Here is a 20,414-nt window from a genome sequence, read left to right as displayed (position 1 = left end):
GCACGGCCTGATGGGGTCAACTCCGGGCTTTGCCCGTTGAGTTGACGGCATGTTCGAGAATGGGGCCTGCGGCCCTGGTGGTGCTGGGTGGCGGGGGCCGGCCGGAGGGCGGCAGGGCTCGGCGATGGGGTGGCGGAGGCGACTGTGGTACCAGGGCTGGGGTGGAGGTGAGGGGTGGTCAGGTGGTGGGTCACTCGTTGGGGTGGCGTGAGGGCGGGCTTCGCCCGTTCCGATGCATCAAACAAGAGCACCCGCTAGACTCTGGCTTGTCGGCAGGGTTCCGGCAGTCCGGCTGAGTCAATTGGACGGCCAGTTGCAGTGAAGGGGAATGCGATGGAAAACGGCCTCAACGGAATTCACTACGCGCGATCTACTGTGTAGTGGAAAGCCCAGGGGAATTCCCCGGAACAGCTCGCTGCCGGGTTGCAGGAGGCCCAGTGGTGGGAGCGGGACTCTGGCCGGGTGGAGGACTCCGGCCTTCGGCCGGCGCAGGAGGCTGGCGAGTGGGAGCGGATCGCCCAGGTCGTCCGCACCCAGGGGTGGCCCGTCTACGACGTTGCCCTCGACGAGCAGGCCCAGGCGTGGATCGCGGAGCACCAGGCCCGGGGAAAAGCGCAGCAGGAGCAGGAGGGGCGGATTCGTCGGTCCCGGCAGGAGCGGGCTGGGCGGGTTCGGTTGGAGGTGGAGCTGTCCGGTTCGGTGGGGCGGGGTCTGCGGGAGTTGGCCGGGTCATTGGGGGTGAGTCCGGAGCAAGTGCTGGCGGTCCTGGCCGAGCACGCCGTGAGCGGCGGTGAGGGCCTGGTCCACGTCCCCGCCGTGAGCGTTTCCGCCGAGGTGGCGTCGAGTGAATAGCGGTCCGCTCCTTTCGGAAACCCTTTGAAAGCCACTCTCACTGGCTCGTCAGTGTGTCACATGAATTCCTCGGAAAGGAATTTTCTGTCATGGCTAAGAAGCTTCGCCCTAATCAGGAAGAGGCGTGTGGCGCTTCAGTACGACTTCTGACGCCTCCGGCGTCGGGTCTGCTGCCCCCGGAGGGGCTCCGCTGCCAGGTCCGGGCCGCGACGGGCTCGGGCAAGTCGCTCACGGCCGTGCACGTCGCCGAGCGGCTCCACTCGGAGCGGACGCTGGTGCTGGTACCGTCCCTGCCGCTGCTGGAGCAGACGGTGGCCGTGTGGAAGGCCGAAGGGCACGGCGGCCGGATGGTGGGGCTCTGCTCCCTCAAGGGCAGCGAGCAGCCCGGCGTCCCGTGCACCACCGATCCGGTGGAGCTGATCCGCTGGACGGCCGGGCCTGGTCGGGTGACGGTCTTCGCCACCTACGCCAGCCTGGGGCTGGGGCACCTGGAGAAGGCCCACCAGGCGGGCCTGGTGCCGTTCTCGCTCGCGGTGGTGGACGAAGCCCACCGAGTCAGTGGTCAGGCTGGGAAACCCTGGGCGGCGATCCTCGACAACACCCGCATCCCGTGTGACAGGCGCCTGTTCATGACGGCCACCGCCAGGCTCTGGGCGGTCAAGGAGCGGGACCGGGAGCGGGCGGCGGCGGCTGGCATCGAGTCCGCCGAACTGATCGCCAGCATGGACGACGAGAGCCTGGCCGCCTTCGGCCCGATCGCGCACGACTACCCGCTCGGGCAGGCGATCTCGGACGGGGTCATCGCGCCGTACCGGATCGTCTGCGTCGACGTCTCCGACCCCACCCTCCAGGGCCTGGAGCAGCGCGGTGCGAACGAGATGTCGGTGGAGTACCGGGGCGCCCGCCTGGCGGCCCTGCAGACCGCTCTGCTGACCGCCGCCGCCGAATGGGACCTCACCCGGGTCCTGTCGTTCCATCACTTCGTGGCCGAGGCCCGGGCGCTCAGCACCGGCCTGCACGACGTGGCCAAGGTGCTGTACGAGCAGGACCCGGCGCTGCACCCGACCCCGGAGCTGATCGGCACCAACTGGCTGGAGTCGGAGCACACGGCCCGGGAGCGGCGGGCCACGCTGAACGCGTTCTCCTCGCTGCTCGCCGACGACGGACTGCGGCTGCTGCGCTACGTCCTGGCCTCGGTCAAGGTCTTGAGTGAGGGCGTCGACACCTTCGACTGCGACAGCGTGTTCTTCGCCGACGTACGCGGCTCCATGGTCGACCTGGTCCAGGCCGTCGGCCGGGCCCTGCGGATGCACCCCGGCAGCGGCAAGATCGCCACCATCGTCGTCCCGATCCTGCTCGGCGCCGGGGAGAACGGCGGGGAACTGCTCTCCTCCCGGGCGTTCGACGGGCTGGCCAAGCTGCTGATGGCCCTGCGCTCCCACGACGCGGCCGCCGTCGAGCGCCTGGCGCTCCCGCAGTCCGAGACCCGGCCCCCGAGGGAGCCCCGGCACGCCGGAGACCCCGACGAGCGCCGCTCCGGCCAGGCCGGGGAGCAACTGCTCCAGTTCTCCACCCAGCGCGACCCGGCGGTCATCGCCGCGTTCGTGCGCACCCGGGTGCTGGAGCCGGAGCGGGAGGAGTTCCGGCGGGGATTGGAGGAGCTGCTGGCGTACAAGAAGGCGTTCGGGGACGTGAAGGTCGCCTACGCCTACGCCGCGCCGTCCGAGTACCGGCTCGGATCGTGGGTGGCCGACCAGCGCCGCTACAAGGCCGCCGGCATCCTCGACGCCGAGCGGATCAAGGAGCTGGACGAGCTCGGCATGGTCTGGTCGGCGTTCGACTCCGCCTTCACCGACAACCTCGCCGCGGTGGCCGGGTACGCGGCCGAACACGGGCACGCCTGCCCGCCGAACGAGGCCGTGTGGAACGGCCGGCCGGTCGGGACGATCCTCAAGAACCTGCGCACCGCGCAGCGCCGCACCGAGGCGCTGAAGCGGCGGGCCGAGGCCGGTGAGACCGGACTGGACTGGGCCGGAGCACTGACCGCCGAACGCAAGGCCGCGCTGGACGAGATCGACCCCGCCTGGTGCCCGGCCTGGTCGGTGGAATGGCAACGCTGCTTCGCCCTCGCCTGGCAGCACATCAAGGCCGGCGGAACGCTCGACGGTGACCCGGGTGCCGTCGTCGTCCAAGGCGAAGACCTCACCGGCTGGGCCCGTACCCAGCGGATCGGCTGGGACAAGCTCGGCCCGGCGCAGCAGTGGCTGTGCGAGCACGTCCTCGGGCTGGAGCCGATGGCCGCCGAGCACCTCCCACCCGCCAAGGTCAGCCACGCCGAGAAGGAACGCCGCAACCTCGCCGCCGCCACCCAGTACCGGGAGCGGGAGGGGAACCTGAATGTCGGCCGCAAGCACAAGGAACCGCTCGCCCTGGCCGACGGCAGCACCGTGGAGGTCAGCCTCGGCCTGTTCATCTCCAACAGCCGCACCAGACGCGCCACCATCCCAGCCGCCCGCGCCGCCCGGCTGACCGAGCTGGGGATGCGCTGGGAATAGAGGCGGTGCCGGGGCGGGCTGTGCGGGGTGCGACACGAGGTTCCGTGCCGCACCCCGTTCGCGTCCGGGGGCTGTCGCGCGGAGCTGTCGCGCCCGGACCAACTATGGGGGATGTGCCCATCCGTGCAGGTCACAACACGCAACAGCCCTCCACGCGACAGAGGTCGCGACAACCCCCGCGACAAGCCCCGGGTGCGGCTCCATTACTGACTAGCTCTCACCGGTCACTGGGGAGTGTGGCTGTGCTCTAGGGCGCTCTGGCTCCATCGCCGCAGCTGAAGGATGATCCCTGTGACCCGTTCGTGGCCGTTGGACAGAAACGGCAGGATGGTGAGAGCGGGCATAACGGCGGCAGTAACCAGGATGATCGGGCACAGGATCAGCGCGACGAGAGCAGTTCGCTGACAGGCCGCCAGGTGGCGTGCGAGTACGTGGTACATCTTCGGCCTTTCGCTTCGGGGTCATTGGGGCTTCCCCTAGGCTCACGGCAGGGGGTGCCGTTGCACACGGTGGTACGGGTTGCCAAGCGTCGGCATCCGTTGCCAGATGCAGCAACGGTCGAGCGGACCACCACGAGGAGTGAGCTTGTTAGAGAAGTGGCTGCCTCCCGTGGAACCAGTCGTGACAGTGCCGGCCATGGAACCGGCAGTCGAGGCGTTCACCAAGTTCTTGGGAGACCTATTCCGAGCGCTCGCGCCGACGTCGATCACCCGGTACGCGGCGCGGTGCAACCGAGACAAGGGTTCGGTCTCGCGCTATCTGAGTGGTCAGCGCATCGCGCCTCGGGACTTCGTCGATGACCTTCTAGGTCATGTCGCCGAGAAGTACGGACGGCCGGTGACGGTTGAGGTTCAGGACCAGGCGTACCGACTGCGGAGTGCGGCTCTAGCTGTTCGGAGCAAGGCGGGACACGAGGTGGAGGTACTCCGCGAGCGCCTGGGTATGGCCGAGCGCGAGCTGGCCCTGGCGGGCCTGCGGGAGCGGACATTGTTGAAGGCGTTGCAGGATGCGGAACAGCACGCCTACCAAGCGGAGCAGCGGTACCGGCGGCTGGAGGCTGACCTGGCTGTTGGTCAGCTGGACAGCCTGGTTGTCTTGGAGCGCGTCCAGCCGTCAAGGGCAGCCAGCGGGCTGCACGACGAGTTGGCCGGGCTGTTGTCCGAGGTGGAGGGTCTGCGGGAGGAGCTGGCGCGTGCCCGGGAGCTGAAGAGCCAGAGCGAGGAGAGGTGCCTGCGCCTTGAGGAGCAGTTGCTGGGCTTGGAGGCCGAATTCGATGCGCAGCGGGCGAGTTGGGCCGAGGGGCAGGTCTCGGATGCCGAACTGGTTCGTCTGACGCTGCTGAGCGATGTGGGCGGCAAGGTCGGCACCACCTTGGATCTGGGTACCACTGCCCGTGAGCTGAGCGAGATGCTGGTCTCGCTCGCTGACCTCGTCTGCGTCGACCTGCTGGAACGGCTCTTCTGGGAGTCGGACCTGCTCACTAGCCCGCCGGACAGCGATTCGTTGCTGAGGCGGATGTCCTATACGTGGGATGCCAAGTCTGGAAACTGGGGCGAGGTCCTGCAGAACGGCACGCTTCCCTTGGTGCCCATGGGTACGGCGATCGGTCTCGCGCTGCGCAGCGGTCAGGAGGTGCTGGTCCCAGTGATCGGCGAGGACCTCGCGGAGGACTATGCGGTCGCGCTCGGCGGAGACACCAGCCTGGTCCCCCTTGTGGCTGGTTGCTCGATCGTGGCGCTGCCGCTTTCGGCCCGCGGCATCATGCTCGGCGTCGTGCATCTCTTGCGGCTTCCTGGTAAGGCTCCCTTCACACAGCCGAACGTCTCGGTCTTGCGGGAAGTGGCCGATCGTGCCGCGCTCTCGTTGGACAATGCTCGGCTCTACCTGACCGGCTCCGCAGAGTTCCGTGCTGCGGAGCAGCGAGGACAGATCATCGGTGAATACCAGCACGCGCTACTGCCTGCGTGGCTGCCCCAGCCCAGCGGCGTGCGTCTGGCTCACCAATACCTGCCCAGCCAGTCAGAAGAGAGCGTGGGCGGCGACTGGTACGACGCGGTACCGCTGCCCGGCAACCGGGTGGCGCTCTTCGTTGGTGATGTGATGGGCCGCTCACTGACCTCCGTGGCTGTGATGGGACAGCTGCGGACCAGCGCGAGGACACTAGCCGCGCTAGACCTGCCGCCGCATGAGGTGCTCTACCACCTGGATGAGCTGGCTCACGGTCTCGGCCGGGCGGAGCATCTGGCCACCTGCGTGTTCGCCGTCTATGACCCGATTGCCAACCGAATCGTGGTGGCCAACGCGGGGCACATTCCCCCCGTCCTGATCCGTCCGGATGGGCGGGCCGAACTGCTCGACCTCCCGGCCGGGGCGCCGCTCGGGGTCGGTGGGGTGTACTTCACCTCCCGGGAGGTCGAGGCACCCCCTGGCTCGGCGCTGCTGCTCTACACCGACGGACTAGTGGAGACCCACAATCTGCCGCTCACGGTCGGCCTGGATCAGTTGCGGAGCCGGCTCTCCGGGGCGAATCAGCTTGCTCCTGAGCAACTGTGCCAAGAGGCGCTGCGGATCCGGCCGCCCGGCGACCGGGCCGACGATATCGCCCTGCTAGCTGCGGCCTTCGACGGGATTCCGGCCAACGACGTCGCCTACTGGTACCTCCAACCCCGGCACGAGACCCCCGGCCGGGCCCGCCGACTGGCCGGCCAAGCGCTGCGCCGCTGGGGGCTCGAGGAGCTGGTCGACAACACCGAGCTGATGGTCAGCGAGCTGGTCACCAATGCGATCCAGCACGCCACCCGCCCGGTCACCCTCCGCCTGGTGCGCACCTCGGTGCTGCGCTGCGAGGTCGGCGACGACAGCGCCCTGCTCCCCCGCGCCCGCCAGCCCGGGCCGGACGACGAACGCGGCCGCGGGCTCCAGATAGTCGCCCACTGCGCCGAGCGCTGGGGCACCACCCGGCTCGGCGCCGGCAAGGTCGTCTGGTTCGAACAGCAGCTGCCCCGCTGACATGGGGTAACGCACCGCTCGAGACACGACTGGCCAGCAAGCGGGCAAGCCAGTTGACGCCCAACCTGCGAGCGGCCGGGGCGACAAGCCGCCTCCGTGAGCTCCAACGGGAAGCCCGCGCCAAAACGCTGGACCGTTTCAAGCAGCACCTGGGATGCTGAGGCGATGCCGACCTGGAACGACCTGCTCAAGCCCCGACCGGAGGAGATCTGGCGCGAGTTGCGGCAGATGCGGCACAGGCCACCGGGCCGGGCTTCCTCGGGAGACCGCAGGGCGACGTTCACCTCGTCGCTCGAACAGGCGGAGCAGATGTTCAGGGCAGCGGCGACGGTCGGGTACGCCACGCGCCCGCTGCTGCTGTTCTACGGCATCAGCCAGGCCGGGCGGGCGGTCGCGGCCGCCGCGGTAAAGGCCAGCCAGAACGACTACGCGCTGAGATCCCACGGCATCGCCACCACGGACATGACGGCCGCAGACCTCACCCAGGTCGTTGAGACGGCGAAGGGCAACGGCGCCTTCGGCCAGGTCGCGGAGATCCTTGGCTCGTCCTCCCTGCCCGGGCCGACCGCGCTGGGCGACATCTGGGCGACGATCCCTGAAGCGACCGAACACCCACTGGCCTCGACCTCGTATCCGATCCTGACGCTCGAGGCCCTCGATCTCGACCCGTACGTAATCAGCAGCCGCCCCCGCGGCATCGTGCGGGGCATCCCCGCCGGGACAGTGACGGAGGACGACCCTGAGGGCTCGCTGCGGGCCTTCCTCTCGCGCTACCCCAGCATGGGGGACTACGAGCTGGTGCCCCTCCTAGACGGACGGCCGAACATCCAGGCCGACGAGGAAGGGCGGACCTGGGCGATGGTGACTTGGGCGGCAAGCGACGGGTCGCTCACCACCCGGCGAGAGCGATATGTCCTCGTCACCCAGCCCGTGTACGGGGCGGGTCATCACCCCTTGATCTTCCCCTGCGTCGGCGGGAACCAGACTGTTCTACATCCTCTCCTCGCCTGGTGGGCGATTCTGCATGCCCTGTCCAACCTCGCCCGATACCAGCCCGTCCGCTGGTCCGAGCACATCGCCGTCGACACCAGCAAGGTGGCCGTCGCGATCGAAGTCCTGTTGGACGAGGCCGTCACCGTCGTGCCGGATCTGATCCGCCACGCGATCCGCGAAGTCGTGTAACGGAGAGGAGATACGACCCGCAGGTCACCTTCCAGGGCTGCGCGTCACCCAGTGAAGACCCAGCCGGGCTGGCAACGGCACTCAGCACCTGAACGGACAGTCAGATCGATCAAGGCCCCAACGGCCGGGCCGCACCCCGTTTGCGTCTGGGGGTTGTCGCGCGGAGCTGTCGCGCCCGGACCAACTACGGGGGGATGTTCCTATCCGTGCAGGTCACAGCAGCCGCAGGCCGCACGACAGGAAATGCCGTTCCTGTGACAGTGAGGGCGAGGAGGGTGTATCAGCAGGCGTCAGCAGGCCAACCCCGAAGCAACCGGCGCCTGTCAGCGTCGCCCCCGATATCCCTTCTCTGTCGGAGGGACGTGGAACCATACGAGGCGTGAGCGGCGTAGACACGGTTCGGGGTATCGCCTACCAACAGGCTCAAGGCGTACTGGCAGCGGTCGAGGTAGTCGCAAACCTTGACCTCGGGAGCGTACGCGTCGAAGGAACCGACGACGCCGTCGATATCGAACTACTCGCTCGAGACGGAACCCTGCGTCACGCCATCCAGGTCAAGGTGCGCGCCTCTGAATACACCTGGGGTGAAACGGCCCTCCTAGCCATTCTGCGACGCTGGGCTGCGCTTCCGGATGCCGCGCATGCATCCTTCGAGTTCTTGACCGACGGACGCCTTGGCCCGAGCGGCCAAGCCGTCCAACGCGCCCTCGAAGAAGCTGCCACGGGCCGTTCGAAGGCTCTCGCGACGCTGCTAGGCGTGAACGTCGATGACCCGGTCTACCTGGCACTCGGGAAGGCCAGCATCCGCCAGGATCCGTACAACACAGGCGCTCTTCTGGTGCGAGCCGAACGCCAAGTGGCTGCCATGCTGCCGCAATCCAGGACGGAGGAGGACACACGCGAACAGGCAACCAAGGCCATCGACCTCCTCTTTCGCGCCCTGTTCGAATACACGAGCAATTCAGACCCACGCCTCCGCGTCATGGATCGTCAGGACATCGCCGCGCTGCTGGGGGTTCCACCCGAACAAGCACCAGCCCAGCGGTGGGAAGCCGTACGAGAGCGATATCTCGCAGCGGCCAGTTCCGGGTCCGAGGAGGGACTGGTCGTCATCCAGGTCACCGATGCGCAGGCGGAGCCCCCCATGGTGATCCGCCAAGAAGAGCCCGGAGGCGGCGAGGGGGCAGAGGTAGGTGAGCTGCTGGGCGGAAGCGGTCCGGTGATGTTGGCCGGCCGGACCGGAACGGGGAAAACGACTGCAGTTCGTATGCTGCGTCAGCAGGCTGCGGCTGAGGGCGAGGTCGTGATCCTGGCGCATGCCGAGACCTACCTACCCGGGCGGCTTGCTGCGCTTACCGCCGACGGACTCGCGAGCGTCCTGCAGGAGCAATGCCCCACGTCCACCGGTGCCCAGGCACTATCGGACGGCAGGGTGACGCTGATCGTCGACGGTGCCTCCGAGGTCTCAGAGCCCACCCGGCAGGCCTTGGGCGAAGAGCTTCTGGCACCCGTCTCAGCCGGGTACGGGGCACGTATCGTGCTGGTGGGGCGAGATGACGCAACTCTTCGGAGCATGCTCCCGACCAGCGTCTCTCCGGCAACGTACCGGATGAAGTCATTGCAGTACGCCCAGCAACTGGAATTGGCGCAGAGAGCCATGACCCTCCTAGGAGGAGGCGGTTACGGATCAAGCCCCGCCCACGCTGCAGTGGCGAACATCGAGAAAGCGCTCGGTGATGCTGCAGGAAACCCAATGCTCTTCTCCATGGCGCTGGCGCTCCTGGACGAAGGAACCAAGCTGGCCGGCAAGGCAGAGCTCTACCGTGCGTTCCTGGACCAGATGGCCGCCCGAAACGGCGCACCGGCACTGCCCGCCGTCCGCCCCGCACTCGGGATCGTCTACGCGCGGCTGTTGAACGAGGGACGCCGGTACGCGGACACCTACGAATGGCACCAGCTCCTCGCCGACGCTGCCTCCTCGCTGTCTGCCATTGGCATGCCAGCTGACGTTCAGGCCATGAATGACGCCGCCCGACGCTGCGGTCTGATCACCTCCCTGGGCTGGGATCAGACCGTAGTTCCCCTGCACGACTCATTCGCCGACTTCCTCGCAGGCGCCGCACATGCCAGCGGCGCCGCACCCCTGCCCCGCCGACTCGCCACTGGCGATGACCAGCGAATCCTGTTCTGCGCGGAAATCGGTGGCGCCGACAATGCCGTGGCCGCGCTGACCGCCAGGGACCTCCCGTTCACCACGGTGGCGATGGCGGCCTACGACCACCGGTCGCTGGATGAGCAAGCCCCCGAGATCGTGGCTTCCCTCCTCAGCTGCCTCATCCCCAAGAAGGATCAGACCGTAGTACTGAGCAGGCTCAAGGACCGCAGGGTCCTGGCCCTGCGGTACCACGGGCAGGCATCCGACTGGATCGACAACGCAGCCGCTCTCAGACTGTCCCAGACCATCCCTGCGGTGGTACTTGATGAAGGCTGCGGACCATTGGCCGTCGCGACACGGCTCTGGCGCCAGTGCCTGCTCGCCGAGCTTCGACAGCCTGCAACAGTCTCCCCCAAGCGCCCGTCCACCGGGCAGACAACCGCCGACGCGCTCTCAGCACACACTGAAAAGACTGCGCTGAAGATCCGACAGCTCATCGGCCTGGTAGCTCCGCCGGGGCACGCCGACCGCCTGACCGCGCAGATCGGCCCGCTCGGACTGCGCGCCGCCATCAGCCCCCCGGAACAAGACGCCCTGGGGACGCACATCCCCGTGAGCTATCGGTACAGCGACCACACGGCTATCCGTGAGGAATCCGCCGGGGCAACCATCGACCGCGATGCCGCCGACGGGGCCCACTCCACCACCCTCGAACACCTGCTGGACAGCTCGCCCACCGCAACAGCCGTCCAACGCGTCCGCAAGGCCCTCGAAGCCCTCACCCTCCACTCCTGGCTCACACCGTAGCCATCAGGCTCCCGAAGAACTGCGCAGCACAGAAGGATGATCGGCATGAACGACACAGCCGTCTGGCAGGCAGTATCTCAACAAGCCGAAGCTTGGGCGCCCCTACCGACCGTCCAGGGGTTCGCCCACCAACTGCCTCGCAACGCCGCCACCTGCAGTAGCGGCGTACCAGGGCGGCTGCAGAGGATGCAGACCTCGGGCGCCGACATCGCCGGGATCCCGCTGCGTCTCACGCAGAGCGTCCACCTGTTCGGCCAACTGCCCTCCACCTTCAACGACGCACCCTCCGACGAAGCCGAATGGCAGACGTGGCTTCAAGCGGCAGGAGCGGTCGAGGCCGCGCACCGCTCGACCATCGCCTGGTTGCGGTCACGTATGCCCAGCTACCCGCAACTGCCCGCCCCCCAACTCACGCCAGGGACTGCGCTGACCACGACGGAATACACCTACCGGCTTGTATGGCAGCCCGGAGAACGCGCCGCCGGCCTTCAACGCCAGGACGTGCCCCCAGTAGGCCGCCTGCTCCAGGCAACACCTGCCCAAGCTTGCACACTGGCCGAAAGCGCCCGCGCACTGGCGGCGGCTTTCCAGACAAGCGAGGAATGGCAGCAGCTCGAAGCGACGCGGGCTCAGCTGGACGAAGAGGCGCTCATCGCACTCAGGCAAGCACGGGGGCGGCTCAAGGAGCGCCTGGCGCCAGAAGCAATCGACGCTCACGAACCCAAACTCGCCCTGGCACGGCACAACTACCGCTGTACCGTCCTGGCCGAAGAACTCGAAACCCTCACCGGCCCAGCCCAACACTTCGCTGACGCCTTCCACCGCGCGGACATGCTCATCGAAACCGCTGCCAGCGACGTCTTTGGCCAACTAGCCATCTACGGTCTCCCCATCCAGCTCGGGAAAGTCACCAACATCGACCTCGAACCCGGAACGCCACGCCGCGCTCACTTCACCCCCGAAAACGATCTATGGCTAGAAACAGGCGAACTCGTTCAGATCGACGACCCGCTCGTCGACGACACATGCCTTCTGACGGGCATGACCATCAACTTCGGCTTCGGCCAAGAACCCTCACGCATGACAGCCCAGATCCTGCCCGGAACCCGGTCCCTGTGGAAGCCCAGCCCCAGCGGCTGACTCCCCTTCCCCGCGACTCGCAGAAGACATAACTACCACCAGCAGCGAAGCGACCACTCGAAGATGCCCCTGCCATAGGAAGCACCACGCTGATGACAGGACTGAACGCGCCGAAATGCCGCCCCATGACAGCGAAAGCCGCCAACCATGCCACCCCGACGACAGCAGGCACCAATCCCTCTCATGTCATCTGAACAGCTATAACGACCGGCAGACTGACACACCGTCACTGACAGCGCGCTTACTGACACCAGACCGGCATTTCGCAGTCGGGGCTGGAGGGGGACTGTCGGGACGTGAGCGTGCCGGCATCAGCCTTGGTGGCCGCGCTGTGCCTGCTTCGCTGGAGCGCCGCAGTCCCGCCGTCACCGGTGGCCGTTCCCGGCGAGTCTGCCACAATCCGTCAAGTGTGCTGAGGGAAACAACAGTTGGCGTAACCAGGGTTCGATCGTTCTCGTAGAATCTGCGCTCATGGCAACCCCTATCTATCCTCCGGCCGGTCCGTACGAGACCGGGTTTCTCGACACCGGAGACGGCAACCGCGTCTACTACGAGCAGATCGGCAGTCCTGCCGGCAAGCCGGTGGTGAGTGTCCACGGCGGCCCGGGCGCGGGATCGCCGCGGAGGCCGCTGCGGGCATGGGACCCGACACGCTACCGGGTGATCCGCTTCGACCAGCGCAACTGCGGGCGCAGCACTCCTCATGGCAGTGATCCTGCGGCGGACATGCGTCTGAACACCACGTGGCACCTGGTCGACGACATGGAGCGGCTGCGCGAGCACCTCGGCGTCGAGAGGTGGCTGGTGAGCGGCGCCTCCTGGGGCGTCACGCTGGCGCTGGCGTACGCGCAGCGGCATCCGGACCGGGTCAGTGAGCTGCTGCTCCAAGCCGTGATGACGTCCAGCCGCTCGGAGATCGACTGGTTGTACCGGGGTGCCGGACGGTTCCACCCGGAGGCGTGGGAGCGGTTTCGAGCGGGTGTCCCCGAGGACGAGCGGGACGGTGACCTGCTGGCGGCGTACGTGCGGCTGATGGAGAGCCCGGACCGGGCGGTCCGGGCGCGGGCCGCCGCCGACTGGCTGGGCTGGGAGGACGCAGTGATCACGGGTGAGCCCAACGGTGTGCCCGGCATGTACAGCGACCGGGACGTCGACGAGCAGATCGCGTTCGTCCGGATCTGCGCCCACTTCTTCAGCCACGGCGCCTGGCTGGAGGAGGACCAACTGGTCCGCGATGCGGGAAAGTTGGCTGGTATTCCAGGGCTGGTGGCCACCGGCCGGCACGACATGGGGTGCCCGCCGCACACCGCGTGGGAACTGGCGAAGGCCTGGCCGGACGCGCGGCTGCACATCTCCGACGACTCCGGCCATGTGGGCAGCGAGAGCATGATGCGGGTGGTCCGCGACGCCATCGAGGAGTTCAAGGACCGCTGAGCTTGTGATTTATCCGGTGCGGCGTGGTTTGGTGCCGACCTTGTGGTGGGTTGGTCGGCGGTAGGACTCGCCGGTGGCTAGGAGCAGGCCCACGTCGTAGCGGTTCGCGGGGCGGCGATTCTTCGAGCCGGGCGGGCGGCCGGGTCCGAGCGGGCAGCATCGTCGTCCAGGGCGAGGACCTCGCCGGGTGGGGCCGCGCGCAGCAGATCGGCTGGGACAAGCTCAGCCCGGCCCAGCAGTGGCTGTGCGAGCACGTCCTCGGGCTGGAACCGCTGCCCGCCGAGCAACGGCCGGCCCCGAAGGTGAGCCACGCCGAGAAGGAGCAGCGGAACCTCGCAGCCGCCGCGCAGTTCCGGGAGCGGGAGGGTCACTGAACGTGCCGCGCAAGCACAAGGAGACGCTGCTGCTGGCCGACGGCACCACCACCGAGATCAGCCTCGGCCTGTTCATCACCAACAGCCGCAGCAGGCGTGCCAACGTCCCCACCGCCCGCGCCGCACGCCTCACCCAACTCGGCATCTGCTGGGAATAGACCGGTACCGGACACGGGCCGGGGCCGGAGCGGGCTGTACGGGGTGCGACACGGGGCTCCGTCCCCCACCCCGCATTGCGCCCGCCCAGACACCTGCCGCCGCTACCCGATCAGCGGCGACCCGCGCGCGATGGGCGGCTGGTAGAAGCACAGGCCACAACGGGGGTCTTATAGATTCGTGACCGGTTTCGAGGTGGCTCGGCCGAGGCGCGGTTCTGGACGAAGACGTCCTCGCCGAACCGAAGGCCGACCGCTACCCGGCTGGGCCACCGACGTCGGCCGTACCGAGGACGTCGGGTGGCGCCAGGCCCGCACCGCGCTGCTCGAGGCCGTCGGACGCCACCACCACGCTCACCTGCTCGCCGCCATCGTCGGGCTCGGCGGTGAGCTGGAGCTCCCAGCTACCCGCAACGGGCGCTTCAAGGGGCGCGGTCRTCCCAGAGGGCTGCGCGGTCAGCGCCGGCCGCCGCCGATGCGGCGGTCGTCGGCCAGTGCGGTCAGCGGGCCGTACTCGCAGGCAAGCTGGTTCCACGTCAGAATCTCGCCACAGCGGGCCGGGAAATCCTCCGGGTTGAACTCGGGCATGGTCCAGGTGCCAGTGCCCCGGTCCCGCAGCCACAGGTCCCCGTCACCGTCGACCACAGTCGGCGGGACCGGTACNTCCTCCGGGTTGAACTCGGGCATGGTCCAGGTGCCAGTGCCCCGGTCCCGCAGCCACAGGTCCCCGTCACCGTCGACCACAGTCGGCGGGACCGGTACRGGCTCGGCCTGATCGGTGGGCTCCTAGGTGACCCGGCCCGGGTGGGAAACGCGGCGCAGCTCGGTGGTGGCCAACCGCGCGACCAAGTCACGGGTGGACTCTTCGGCATCCTTGACCGACGCGAGCCGAAATGCATCGTCAAGTACGGGCAGGGCTGGATTCTCGCTGCGCTTTGAACTCATACGCTGACTGATGACCTCCGGTGTTCGTGGTCCCAGAAGGCGACCCGAAGGACTACGGCACCAGGGCCGTCAGGACCGCAGATCAGGAGCCGACTACCCATCGGTCGCGCACGGTGATCATCCAGGCGGCGTGTCGTTCTGAGCGTGTCATCGCTGATCAGCCCCGGTGTGCCTCGCGCACCGCCCCGCACGCTCTGCCGCCGCACCCAGCCGGCGGGCGAATCTTGGACCCGCAATCACCAGCGCGGAGAAAGGGACGTCATGGGGCAGGGTATGAAGCGGGGCAGGGTCTACCGGCGGTGCGGCTGCAAGGGCGCGCACGGGAAGCAGCTCGGTGCGTGGTGCGTGCGGCTGTTGGAGGACGCGGGGCACGGGATGTGGACCTACGCCGTCGACCTGGCGCCTGAGGACGGCCGGCGCCGTACCCGCCGTCGGGGTGGCTTCGCCAGCCATGCCGCCGCGGCCCGCGAGATGGCCCGGGTGTTGGACGGTGAGCTGCGTGGTGTCTACGAGGACCGCCGCACCACCGTGGCCGCCTTCCTGCGCGAGTGGCTCACCATCAGGGAGCCGAACCTCGCCCCGAACACTTACGCCGGCTACCAGGCCTGCGTGGAGCGCGACCTCATCCCCGCCTTCGGCCACCGGCGGCTCCCGGACCTTCGCCCCAGGCACATCGACGACTGGATCACCGCCCAACTCGCAGCCGGCCGAGGGCGCGTGACCGTCTACCGGGCCGTCTCGACCCTGCGCAACGCGCTGAACGCCGCGGTGCGCTCCTGGCGGCTGCGCTACAACCCGGCCAAGCACTCCGTACCGCCCAGGCCCCGCGCGGAGGAGCGCGTGTGCTGGACCCCGGAGCAGGCGTCGGCGTTCCTGCGGCACAACGCCGACCACTACGCGGACCAGCTGACTGACCTGTTCGAGGTCATGCTCGGCACCGGCATGCGCCGCGGCGAAGTCTTGGGCCTGCACTGGGAAGACGTCCACCTCATGGACCGTGCCCTGTTCGTCCGCTACACCCTGGCCGCGGTCAACAACAGCGGCCTGACCCTCGGCGAGCCCAAGACGCCGGCCAGTCGGGCCTGGGTCAGCCTCTCGCCCGGCGTCATGGCAGCCCTCCACCACCAAGCCGGCATCCAGATGGCCGCCCACCCGGAGGGCCGCCTCGAAGGACTCGTCTTCTCCCACACCGACGGCACACCCCTTCGGCCGCAGTGGGTCCTCGACCAACTCCGCAAGCGCACCACCGAGATCGACCTGCCCCGCATTGGCCTTCACGCCCTGCGTCACACCGCCGCCAGCATCATGATCGCCATGGACGTGCCGCTCGCCATCGTCTCCAAGACCCTGCGCCACGCCACCCTCGCCACCACCATCAACCTCTACGGACACCTCTTCAAGCAGTCCGCCGACCAAGCCGTCCTCGCCCTCGCCGACGCCCTCGACAAAGCCGACGCCGACTGTGAAAACGCGGCGGTGGACGGGGCCACGGTGACCCGATTGGCCGCCTGACCCCGGTGGCACTCAGATGGCGATGGGGAGTTGGGCGGCCAATGACGGACCGGCCGTCAGTGGTGAGCGGCTGACCCCCGCTCAAGCGGGGAGGACGCCGCGTCGGGCCGGGGCCCGGCTCTGTGAGAGGTGGTCGCGTCGGCCTCGCAGAGCGCGGCGGACCGCGGCGGCGGTCATCTCGTCATCGACGCTGAACAGCCGGGCCCGGGCCAGCCTGTCGTGCTCTTGGGCGTGCAGGACCGCGTCTTCTTCGTCCGCGCCATCCTCTCCGCCATCGACAACAACCAACTCCTGCTGACCGCACCGAAAACCAAGCACAGCAGAACGTGGGTCGCCCTCTCCGACCGCGTCGCCTCAGCCCTCGACGACCGCGCCGGCACCAAAGCCTTCGGCAACATCACCGACAACGGCGGCTACGTCTTCCACCGCCACGGCCGCCCCCTCCACCCCAAGAACGTCCTCGACCACTTCCACCTGCTCTGCGACAGAGCCGGCGTCCCCCGCATCGCCCTCCACGACCTGCGCCACCTCACCGCCAGCTTCGCCCTGGCCGCAAGCGTCCCCCTGCCCGTCATCTCCAAGACCCTGCGCCACCGAACCCTGTCGACCAGCGCCAACATCGACGCCGACCTCACCCGCCTCGCCGCCCGAGCCGCCGTCGACGCCGTAGCCTGGACCCTCGACAACGCCGACCGCGCCATCCTCGGCCGACCCGTCTGCCACGCCCAGCGCCCCTGGCGCCAACACCCACGCCCGCACCGGCAACTGCCCGCATACCAGCGCCCCGGAACAGAAGAATCAACGCCATGGCCGATGTGGCCCGGTGACCACCATGCGACCACCAGGCTGACGCAGCAACAGAAAGAGCCGGCACCTGGTTTCCCAAGTACCGCCTCTCACAACCGACTTCACAGTCGGGCGACAGGATTTGAACCTGCGACCCCTTGACCCCCAGCTGCTGGAGAAAGGCTGGCCCCGCCTCGCCCTGCCGTTCACGTGAACAGCGGGTCGACCGGCGGCCATGGATAGCCCAGTAGTTCGGCATCATGCGAACCTCCCCAGACCTCGGCGGTGGCACGGGGATCGCCTGCGGTCAGCCGCGCTTCGAGATGCTCGGCCTGGTCCGACGGTTCGTCCACGGAGATCGGTAGGGTCATTCCGAACTGGATCCAGGGCAGATCTGTATCGGCCCGGTCGGGGGGATACCTCAGGAGGACGTGGATTCGATCGGGTTGCTTGCGGGAGGCCCAGATGGCTTCCAACTCGCACTCCCACCTGACGAGCCAGTCCTCGCGTCCTCTCAGCCCCGCCTCGAGCAGCCGCGCAACTGCTCCTGCCGGCCACTCCCAACTGCGGTCCTCTTCGGCTCGCAGGACCTCGGCCTCGTACTGACTGGCGGTGAACCGGAACTCCGGCAGGTCGAAGTCCTGATTGGCCAGGTCGCGCCAGCCCGCCCAGACGACATGCTCCCCGTCACGCCTGACCGTCATGTACAGGGCGCCACAGCACTCCTCCACGCCACACCCGGACCAAGCGAGACGAACCGCGTGGGGCACCGCGGTGGCATGCAACGGCCCGTCCCGGTCCAACAGATACCGGGGGCCTACTCCCAGGTACCGGGAGCCTCCCACACCACCGGGGAACACGTCGGCCAGAAGATCTCGGCCATTGACGACCGGGCGGACCTCCACGCCGCCCTCTTCCGGCGGTGGGCAGATGATGTTCAGACTGAGAAGGTCTGGTCCCATGGTCACTGGCCAAGGATCGCGGAGCCGGCCGCAGCTGTCATGCGACTTCGCGTGGCCTCCGCTCGGGCCGCTTTCAGGCACGCCGGCTTCCGGGCGCCCCGCCGGAAAGCCGGGGCGCCGCCTGCTGTGCTCCCTGATCGGGAGCCCCACCTGGGTCTGCACGGCGAGCGGGTCGGTCAGCAGGAGCCGGGTGGTCGCCTGACTGGTGGTCAGCTGGGCCACCGTGGAGGTGAAGTCGGCGGGGATCACCAGCGCCCCGTAGACCTTGCCGGAGGCCGACTGCTCCTGGGCCTGCTCACGGCTCAGCTGCCGCCGGTCTCGCCCAGCTCTGGAAGCCGACCGCCGCGACATCGGCCTGCACTTGGGCGACGCCGTCCTGCCAGTGCGTCTCGGCAGCGGCTGACAATGGCCCGTCGAGGGTGTGCTCATGGCCCGGCCCGGGGTGCCAGAGCACGTGCGCGCAGACGCGTGCACCGAGCGGCCACAGCGTGCCATCGGTGCTGCGGCAAACCGTCCGGGGGCAGGGTCACGGGCGTGCGGTTGTGGATGCTGCCGGGGATGTCGACGGCCTCGGTGGTGTGGCCAGCGGTGTACTGGGCGCTGGAATACGCACGGCAGCCGGCCGGGCGACCGTACCTTCCCGCGCCACCGAGACGATCAGTTCCCGCAGTCGCTCGACATACGCCTCCATGCTCTTGTGAGCAACGGCGTTGTCGGGGTAGCGGCTCGCGAACTGCAGGCCCTCGTGGAGCCTGGTGGTCCAGGCGCATACCTGGTCACCGTAGGAGACCCGCAGCAGCGCGTACGCCTTCAGCTCCTGCCAGCGTTCCGCGCCGGGGATGCTGCGAGCATCGACAAACGAGACGATCGAGTACAGGTCCGGGGACGTCGGACGGAAAGCGGATCCCACCAGCTGGAGGACACGGGCGATCGGCATCCTCGACAGCGGCCTGCTCTCCCGCAGGGCGGCGCGGACCGTCGCCAGCACGCTGTCGAAGTCGGGCGCTTGCGCGACAGGGATCTCGATCGGCGCACCGCCCACGTACCAGCCCACCGAGTCCGCCCATTGGGAGTGCGCGCGGGTGTGAAACGGGACGACCGTCCGGTACACCTGCTGCCCGCCGTACTGGTGCACGATGAGGGCAGTGGCCGCGAGGATGCCGGCCAAACTCCCGCCCCAAGGGCGGCAGTACGCCTCGAAGTCCGCCGCCACCGAGGCGTCCACCAGCATCTCCTGCATGAACTTCTGCTCTGGCAGCCGGCCGGCATCGTCGAGGCCGAGGTCGAGGGGGAAGTTCGGCAGCTTCCCGTCACAGCGGTTGATGAACTCTCGCCAGCGGGCGACGATGGCATCCGTGTCATCGATCCGGTCGGCGCTCGCGCGCTCCGCTGCACAGAAGTCGACATAACTTGCTACCGGCGTACTCTCCACGACACGGCCCTCGAGCCCGGCCGCGTAGAGCTCATGGATCTCTGCAGCGATCCGCTGAAGCGAGTACGCGTCGACGTTGGTGTGGTCGAACGCCATGTAGACACTCGCGCCTCCCTCGCGGACGGCGGTGGCGAAGATGAAGTTTGGCCACGCGAGTGCGTCCGCCGCCCGATCGAAACGATTCTGCAGGTACCGTGCCAGCACCTCTGCGTCCGCGAAATCGCCGACCTCCTCGCGGTGCAGTACGACCGCGTCGGCGTCCAGCGTGAAGCGCCGCATCTCCTCACCCACCCAGCGCAGCCCGCTGCGTAGCGTCTCGTGCCTCAGAGTCCACGCTCGCAGCGCCTCGTGGAGAACATCGAGGTCGACCCTTCCGGGGATGTCGAAGGCGGTGCCGAGCCAGGTGGGTACGAACAGGCCGCCTTGGCGCACCGCCTTGGCGGTGCGGACGTGGGCTTCCTGAATGTAGGCGGGCGGGCGGCAGTCGTCCGGCAGGGCGGTGGCTGCCTCCACGGCCTCCTGGCGCAGCGTCCACTCCACGAGATGGCCGGGCCGGACCTCGCACCGCTGGATGTCGGTCACTCGCATGAAATCTCCGTTCGCATGCCCCGGCGGCACCGGCGGGGCGGAACAAGGCGGCCTGCCGAGTACGGAGCGGCCCCGCCATCGGCTGCTCCGCCAGGTGCCGCCGACTTGTGCCCGCGGGCATCGGCCAGTGGTAGCCGGATCAACGATCAGATGATTTCAAGGACACGCTCCGGTCAGCTCGATCGAGAACCTGCCGGCCGCTCCGACCGTAAGGTTCAGGCAGTCGTCGCCGGGTATGTGAAAATTCGTCATGCCCGCCTTCCTGCCGGGGGAGGCGGGACAGGCGTGACACAGACCGGGCTCAGCCTGTCGGGTCGTCAGCTGGCCGTGGCCGACTGTCCGGCGCGGAGCGCTGCCCGCATCTCACGCCCCTGGTGCTCACGTGGGCGCACGCCCGGGAGCACCAGCGGGAGCCAGCCACCGGCAGCCTCCGCCTAGTGATGGCGTTGAGCTCGTACGGCGTTCCCACAGCGTAGGCGCACAGTCGCCCACGGAGGTTCGAACCATGAGAAGCGGCTGACACGTT

General features: G+C 68.4%; 13 protein-coding genes. 11 read left to right on the top strand and 2 right to left on the bottom strand.

Annotated features, from left to right (window positions below):
- Nucleotides 1-462 precede the first annotated feature (462 nt).
- The 11 genes from ASC99_RS19500 (at nucleotide 463) to ASC99_RS19445 (ending at nucleotide 17,068) form a co-directional block, all read left to right on the top strand.
- Entirely contained in the window at nucleotides 463-852 is a 390-nt protein-coding gene (locus ASC99_RS19500; protein WP_157531623.1) for a hypothetical protein, read from the top strand.
- 89 nt (nucleotides 853-941) lie between these two features.
- Nucleotides 942-3,407 (top strand): DEAD/DEAH box helicase, encoded by a 2,466-nt coding sequence (locus ASC99_RS19495; RefSeq protein ID WP_082598456.1) that lies wholly within the window; start codon nucleotides 942-944, stop codon nucleotides 3,405-3,407.
- A gap of 636 nt (nucleotides 3,408-4,043) precedes the next feature.
- Nucleotides 4,044-6,416: a SpoIIE family protein phosphatase gene (locus ASC99_RS19485; protein ID WP_235502814.1), complete on the top strand. Its 2,373-nt coding sequence runs from the start codon at nucleotides 4,044-4,046 to the stop codon at nucleotides 6,414-6,416.
- Nucleotides 6,417-6,581: 165 nt separating this feature from the next.
- Nucleotides 6,582-7,598 (top strand): hypothetical protein, encoded by a 1,017-nt coding sequence (locus ASC99_RS19480; RefSeq protein ID WP_057233751.1) that lies wholly within the window; start codon nucleotides 6,582-6,584, stop codon nucleotides 7,596-7,598.
- A gap of 379 nt (nucleotides 7,599-7,977) precedes the next feature.
- Nucleotides 7,978-10,560, top strand: a complete 2,583-nt coding sequence (locus tag ASC99_RS19475) for an AAA family ATPase (protein WP_057233749.1) — start codon at nucleotides 7,978-7,980, stop codon at nucleotides 10,558-10,560.
- A 45-nt stretch (nucleotides 10,561-10,605) separates the two neighbouring features.
- Nucleotides 10,606-11,700: a hypothetical protein gene (locus ASC99_RS19470; protein WP_057241168.1), complete on the top strand. Its 1,095-nt coding sequence runs from the start codon at nucleotides 10,606-10,608 to the stop codon at nucleotides 11,698-11,700.
- Between the two features lie 471 nt (nucleotides 11,701-12,171).
- Nucleotides 12,172-13,134 (top strand): prolyl aminopeptidase, encoded by a 963-nt coding sequence (gene pip / locus ASC99_RS19465; protein ID WP_057233744.1) that lies wholly within the window; start codon nucleotides 12,172-12,174, stop codon nucleotides 13,132-13,134.
- A gap of 50 nt (nucleotides 13,135-13,184) precedes the next feature.
- Nucleotides 13,185-13,508, top strand: a complete 324-nt coding sequence (locus ASC99_RS38695) for a hypothetical protein (protein ID WP_057233742.1) — start codon at nucleotides 13,185-13,187, stop codon at nucleotides 13,506-13,508.
- Between the two features lie 2 nt (nucleotides 13,509-13,510).
- A complete protein-coding gene (locus tag ASC99_RS38690; protein WP_157531622.1) occupies nucleotides 13,511-13,666 on the top strand; it encodes a helicase in 156 nt (51 codons plus the stop codon).
- Between the two features lie 1,215 nt (nucleotides 13,667-14,881).
- The gene (locus tag ASC99_RS19450; protein ID WP_057233740.1) at nucleotides 14,882-16,120 is read left to right on the top strand and encodes a site-specific integrase; all 1,239 of its coding nucleotides are present in this window, start codon (nucleotides 14,882-14,884) and stop codon (nucleotides 16,118-16,120) included.
- A 129-nt stretch (nucleotides 16,121-16,249) separates the two neighbouring features.
- The gene (locus ASC99_RS19445; RefSeq protein WP_057233738.1) at nucleotides 16,250-17,068 is read left to right on the top strand and encodes a tyrosine-type recombinase/integrase; all 819 of its coding nucleotides are present in this window, start codon (nucleotides 16,250-16,252) and stop codon (nucleotides 17,066-17,068) included.
- Between the two features lie 44 nt (nucleotides 17,069-17,112).
- On the opposite strand, the gene ASC99_RS19440 is transcribed toward ASC99_RS19445, so the two are convergent.
- Together ASC99_RS19440 and ASC99_RS19435 are read right to left on the bottom strand one after the other, a co-directional pair.
- Nucleotides 17,113-18,117 (bottom strand): hypothetical protein, encoded by a 1,005-nt coding sequence (locus ASC99_RS19440; protein ID WP_369825127.1) that lies wholly within the window; start codon nucleotides 18,115-18,117, stop codon nucleotides 17,113-17,115.
- A gap of 277 nt (nucleotides 18,118-18,394) precedes the next feature.
- Nucleotides 18,395-19,888, bottom strand: a complete 1,494-nt coding sequence (locus tag ASC99_RS19435) for a condensation domain-containing protein (RefSeq protein WP_157531621.1) — start codon at nucleotides 19,886-19,888, stop codon at nucleotides 18,395-18,397.
- Nucleotides 19,889-20,414 lie beyond the last annotated feature (526 nt).

It is taken from the genome of Kitasatospora sp. Root107 (assembly GCF_001424875.1).
Lineage (GTDB): Bacteria > Actinomycetota > Actinomycetes > Streptomycetales > Streptomycetaceae > Kitasatospora.
Note: the sequence above shows the minus strand (reverse complement) of the source record. Positions and strands in the feature narration are given on the sequence as shown.

What these genes read in the sequence shown, in the direction of transcription:
- ASC99_RS19495 (WP_082598456.1), top strand. Translation starts at nt 942, where the DNA reads ATGGCTAAGAAGCTTCGCCCTAATCAGGAAGAGGCGTGTGGCGCTTCA.
- ASC99_RS19485 (WP_235502814.1), top strand. Translation starts at nt 4,044, where the DNA reads ATGGAACCGGCAGTCGAGGCGTTCACCAAGTTCTTGGGAGACCTATTC.
- ASC99_RS19480 (WP_057233751.1), top strand. Translation starts at nt 6,582, where the DNA reads ATGCCGACCTGGAACGACCTGCTCAAGCCCCGACCGGAGGAGATCTGG.
- ASC99_RS19470 (WP_057241168.1), top strand. Translation starts at nt 10,606, where the DNA reads ATGAACGACACAGCCGTCTGGCAGGCAGTATCTCAACAAGCCGAAGCT.
- pip (WP_057233744.1), top strand. Translation starts at nt 12,172, where the DNA reads ATGGCAACCCCTATCTATCCTCCGGCCGGTCCGTACGAGACCGGGTTT.
- ASC99_RS19450 (WP_057233740.1), top strand. Translation starts at nt 14,882, where the DNA reads ATGAAGCGGGGCAGGGTCTACCGGCGGTGCGGCTGCAAGGGCGCGCAC.
- ASC99_RS19435 (WP_157531621.1), bottom strand. Translation starts at nt 19,888, where the DNA reads ATGCGAGTGACCGACATCCAGCGGTGCGAGGTCCGGCCCGGCCATCTC.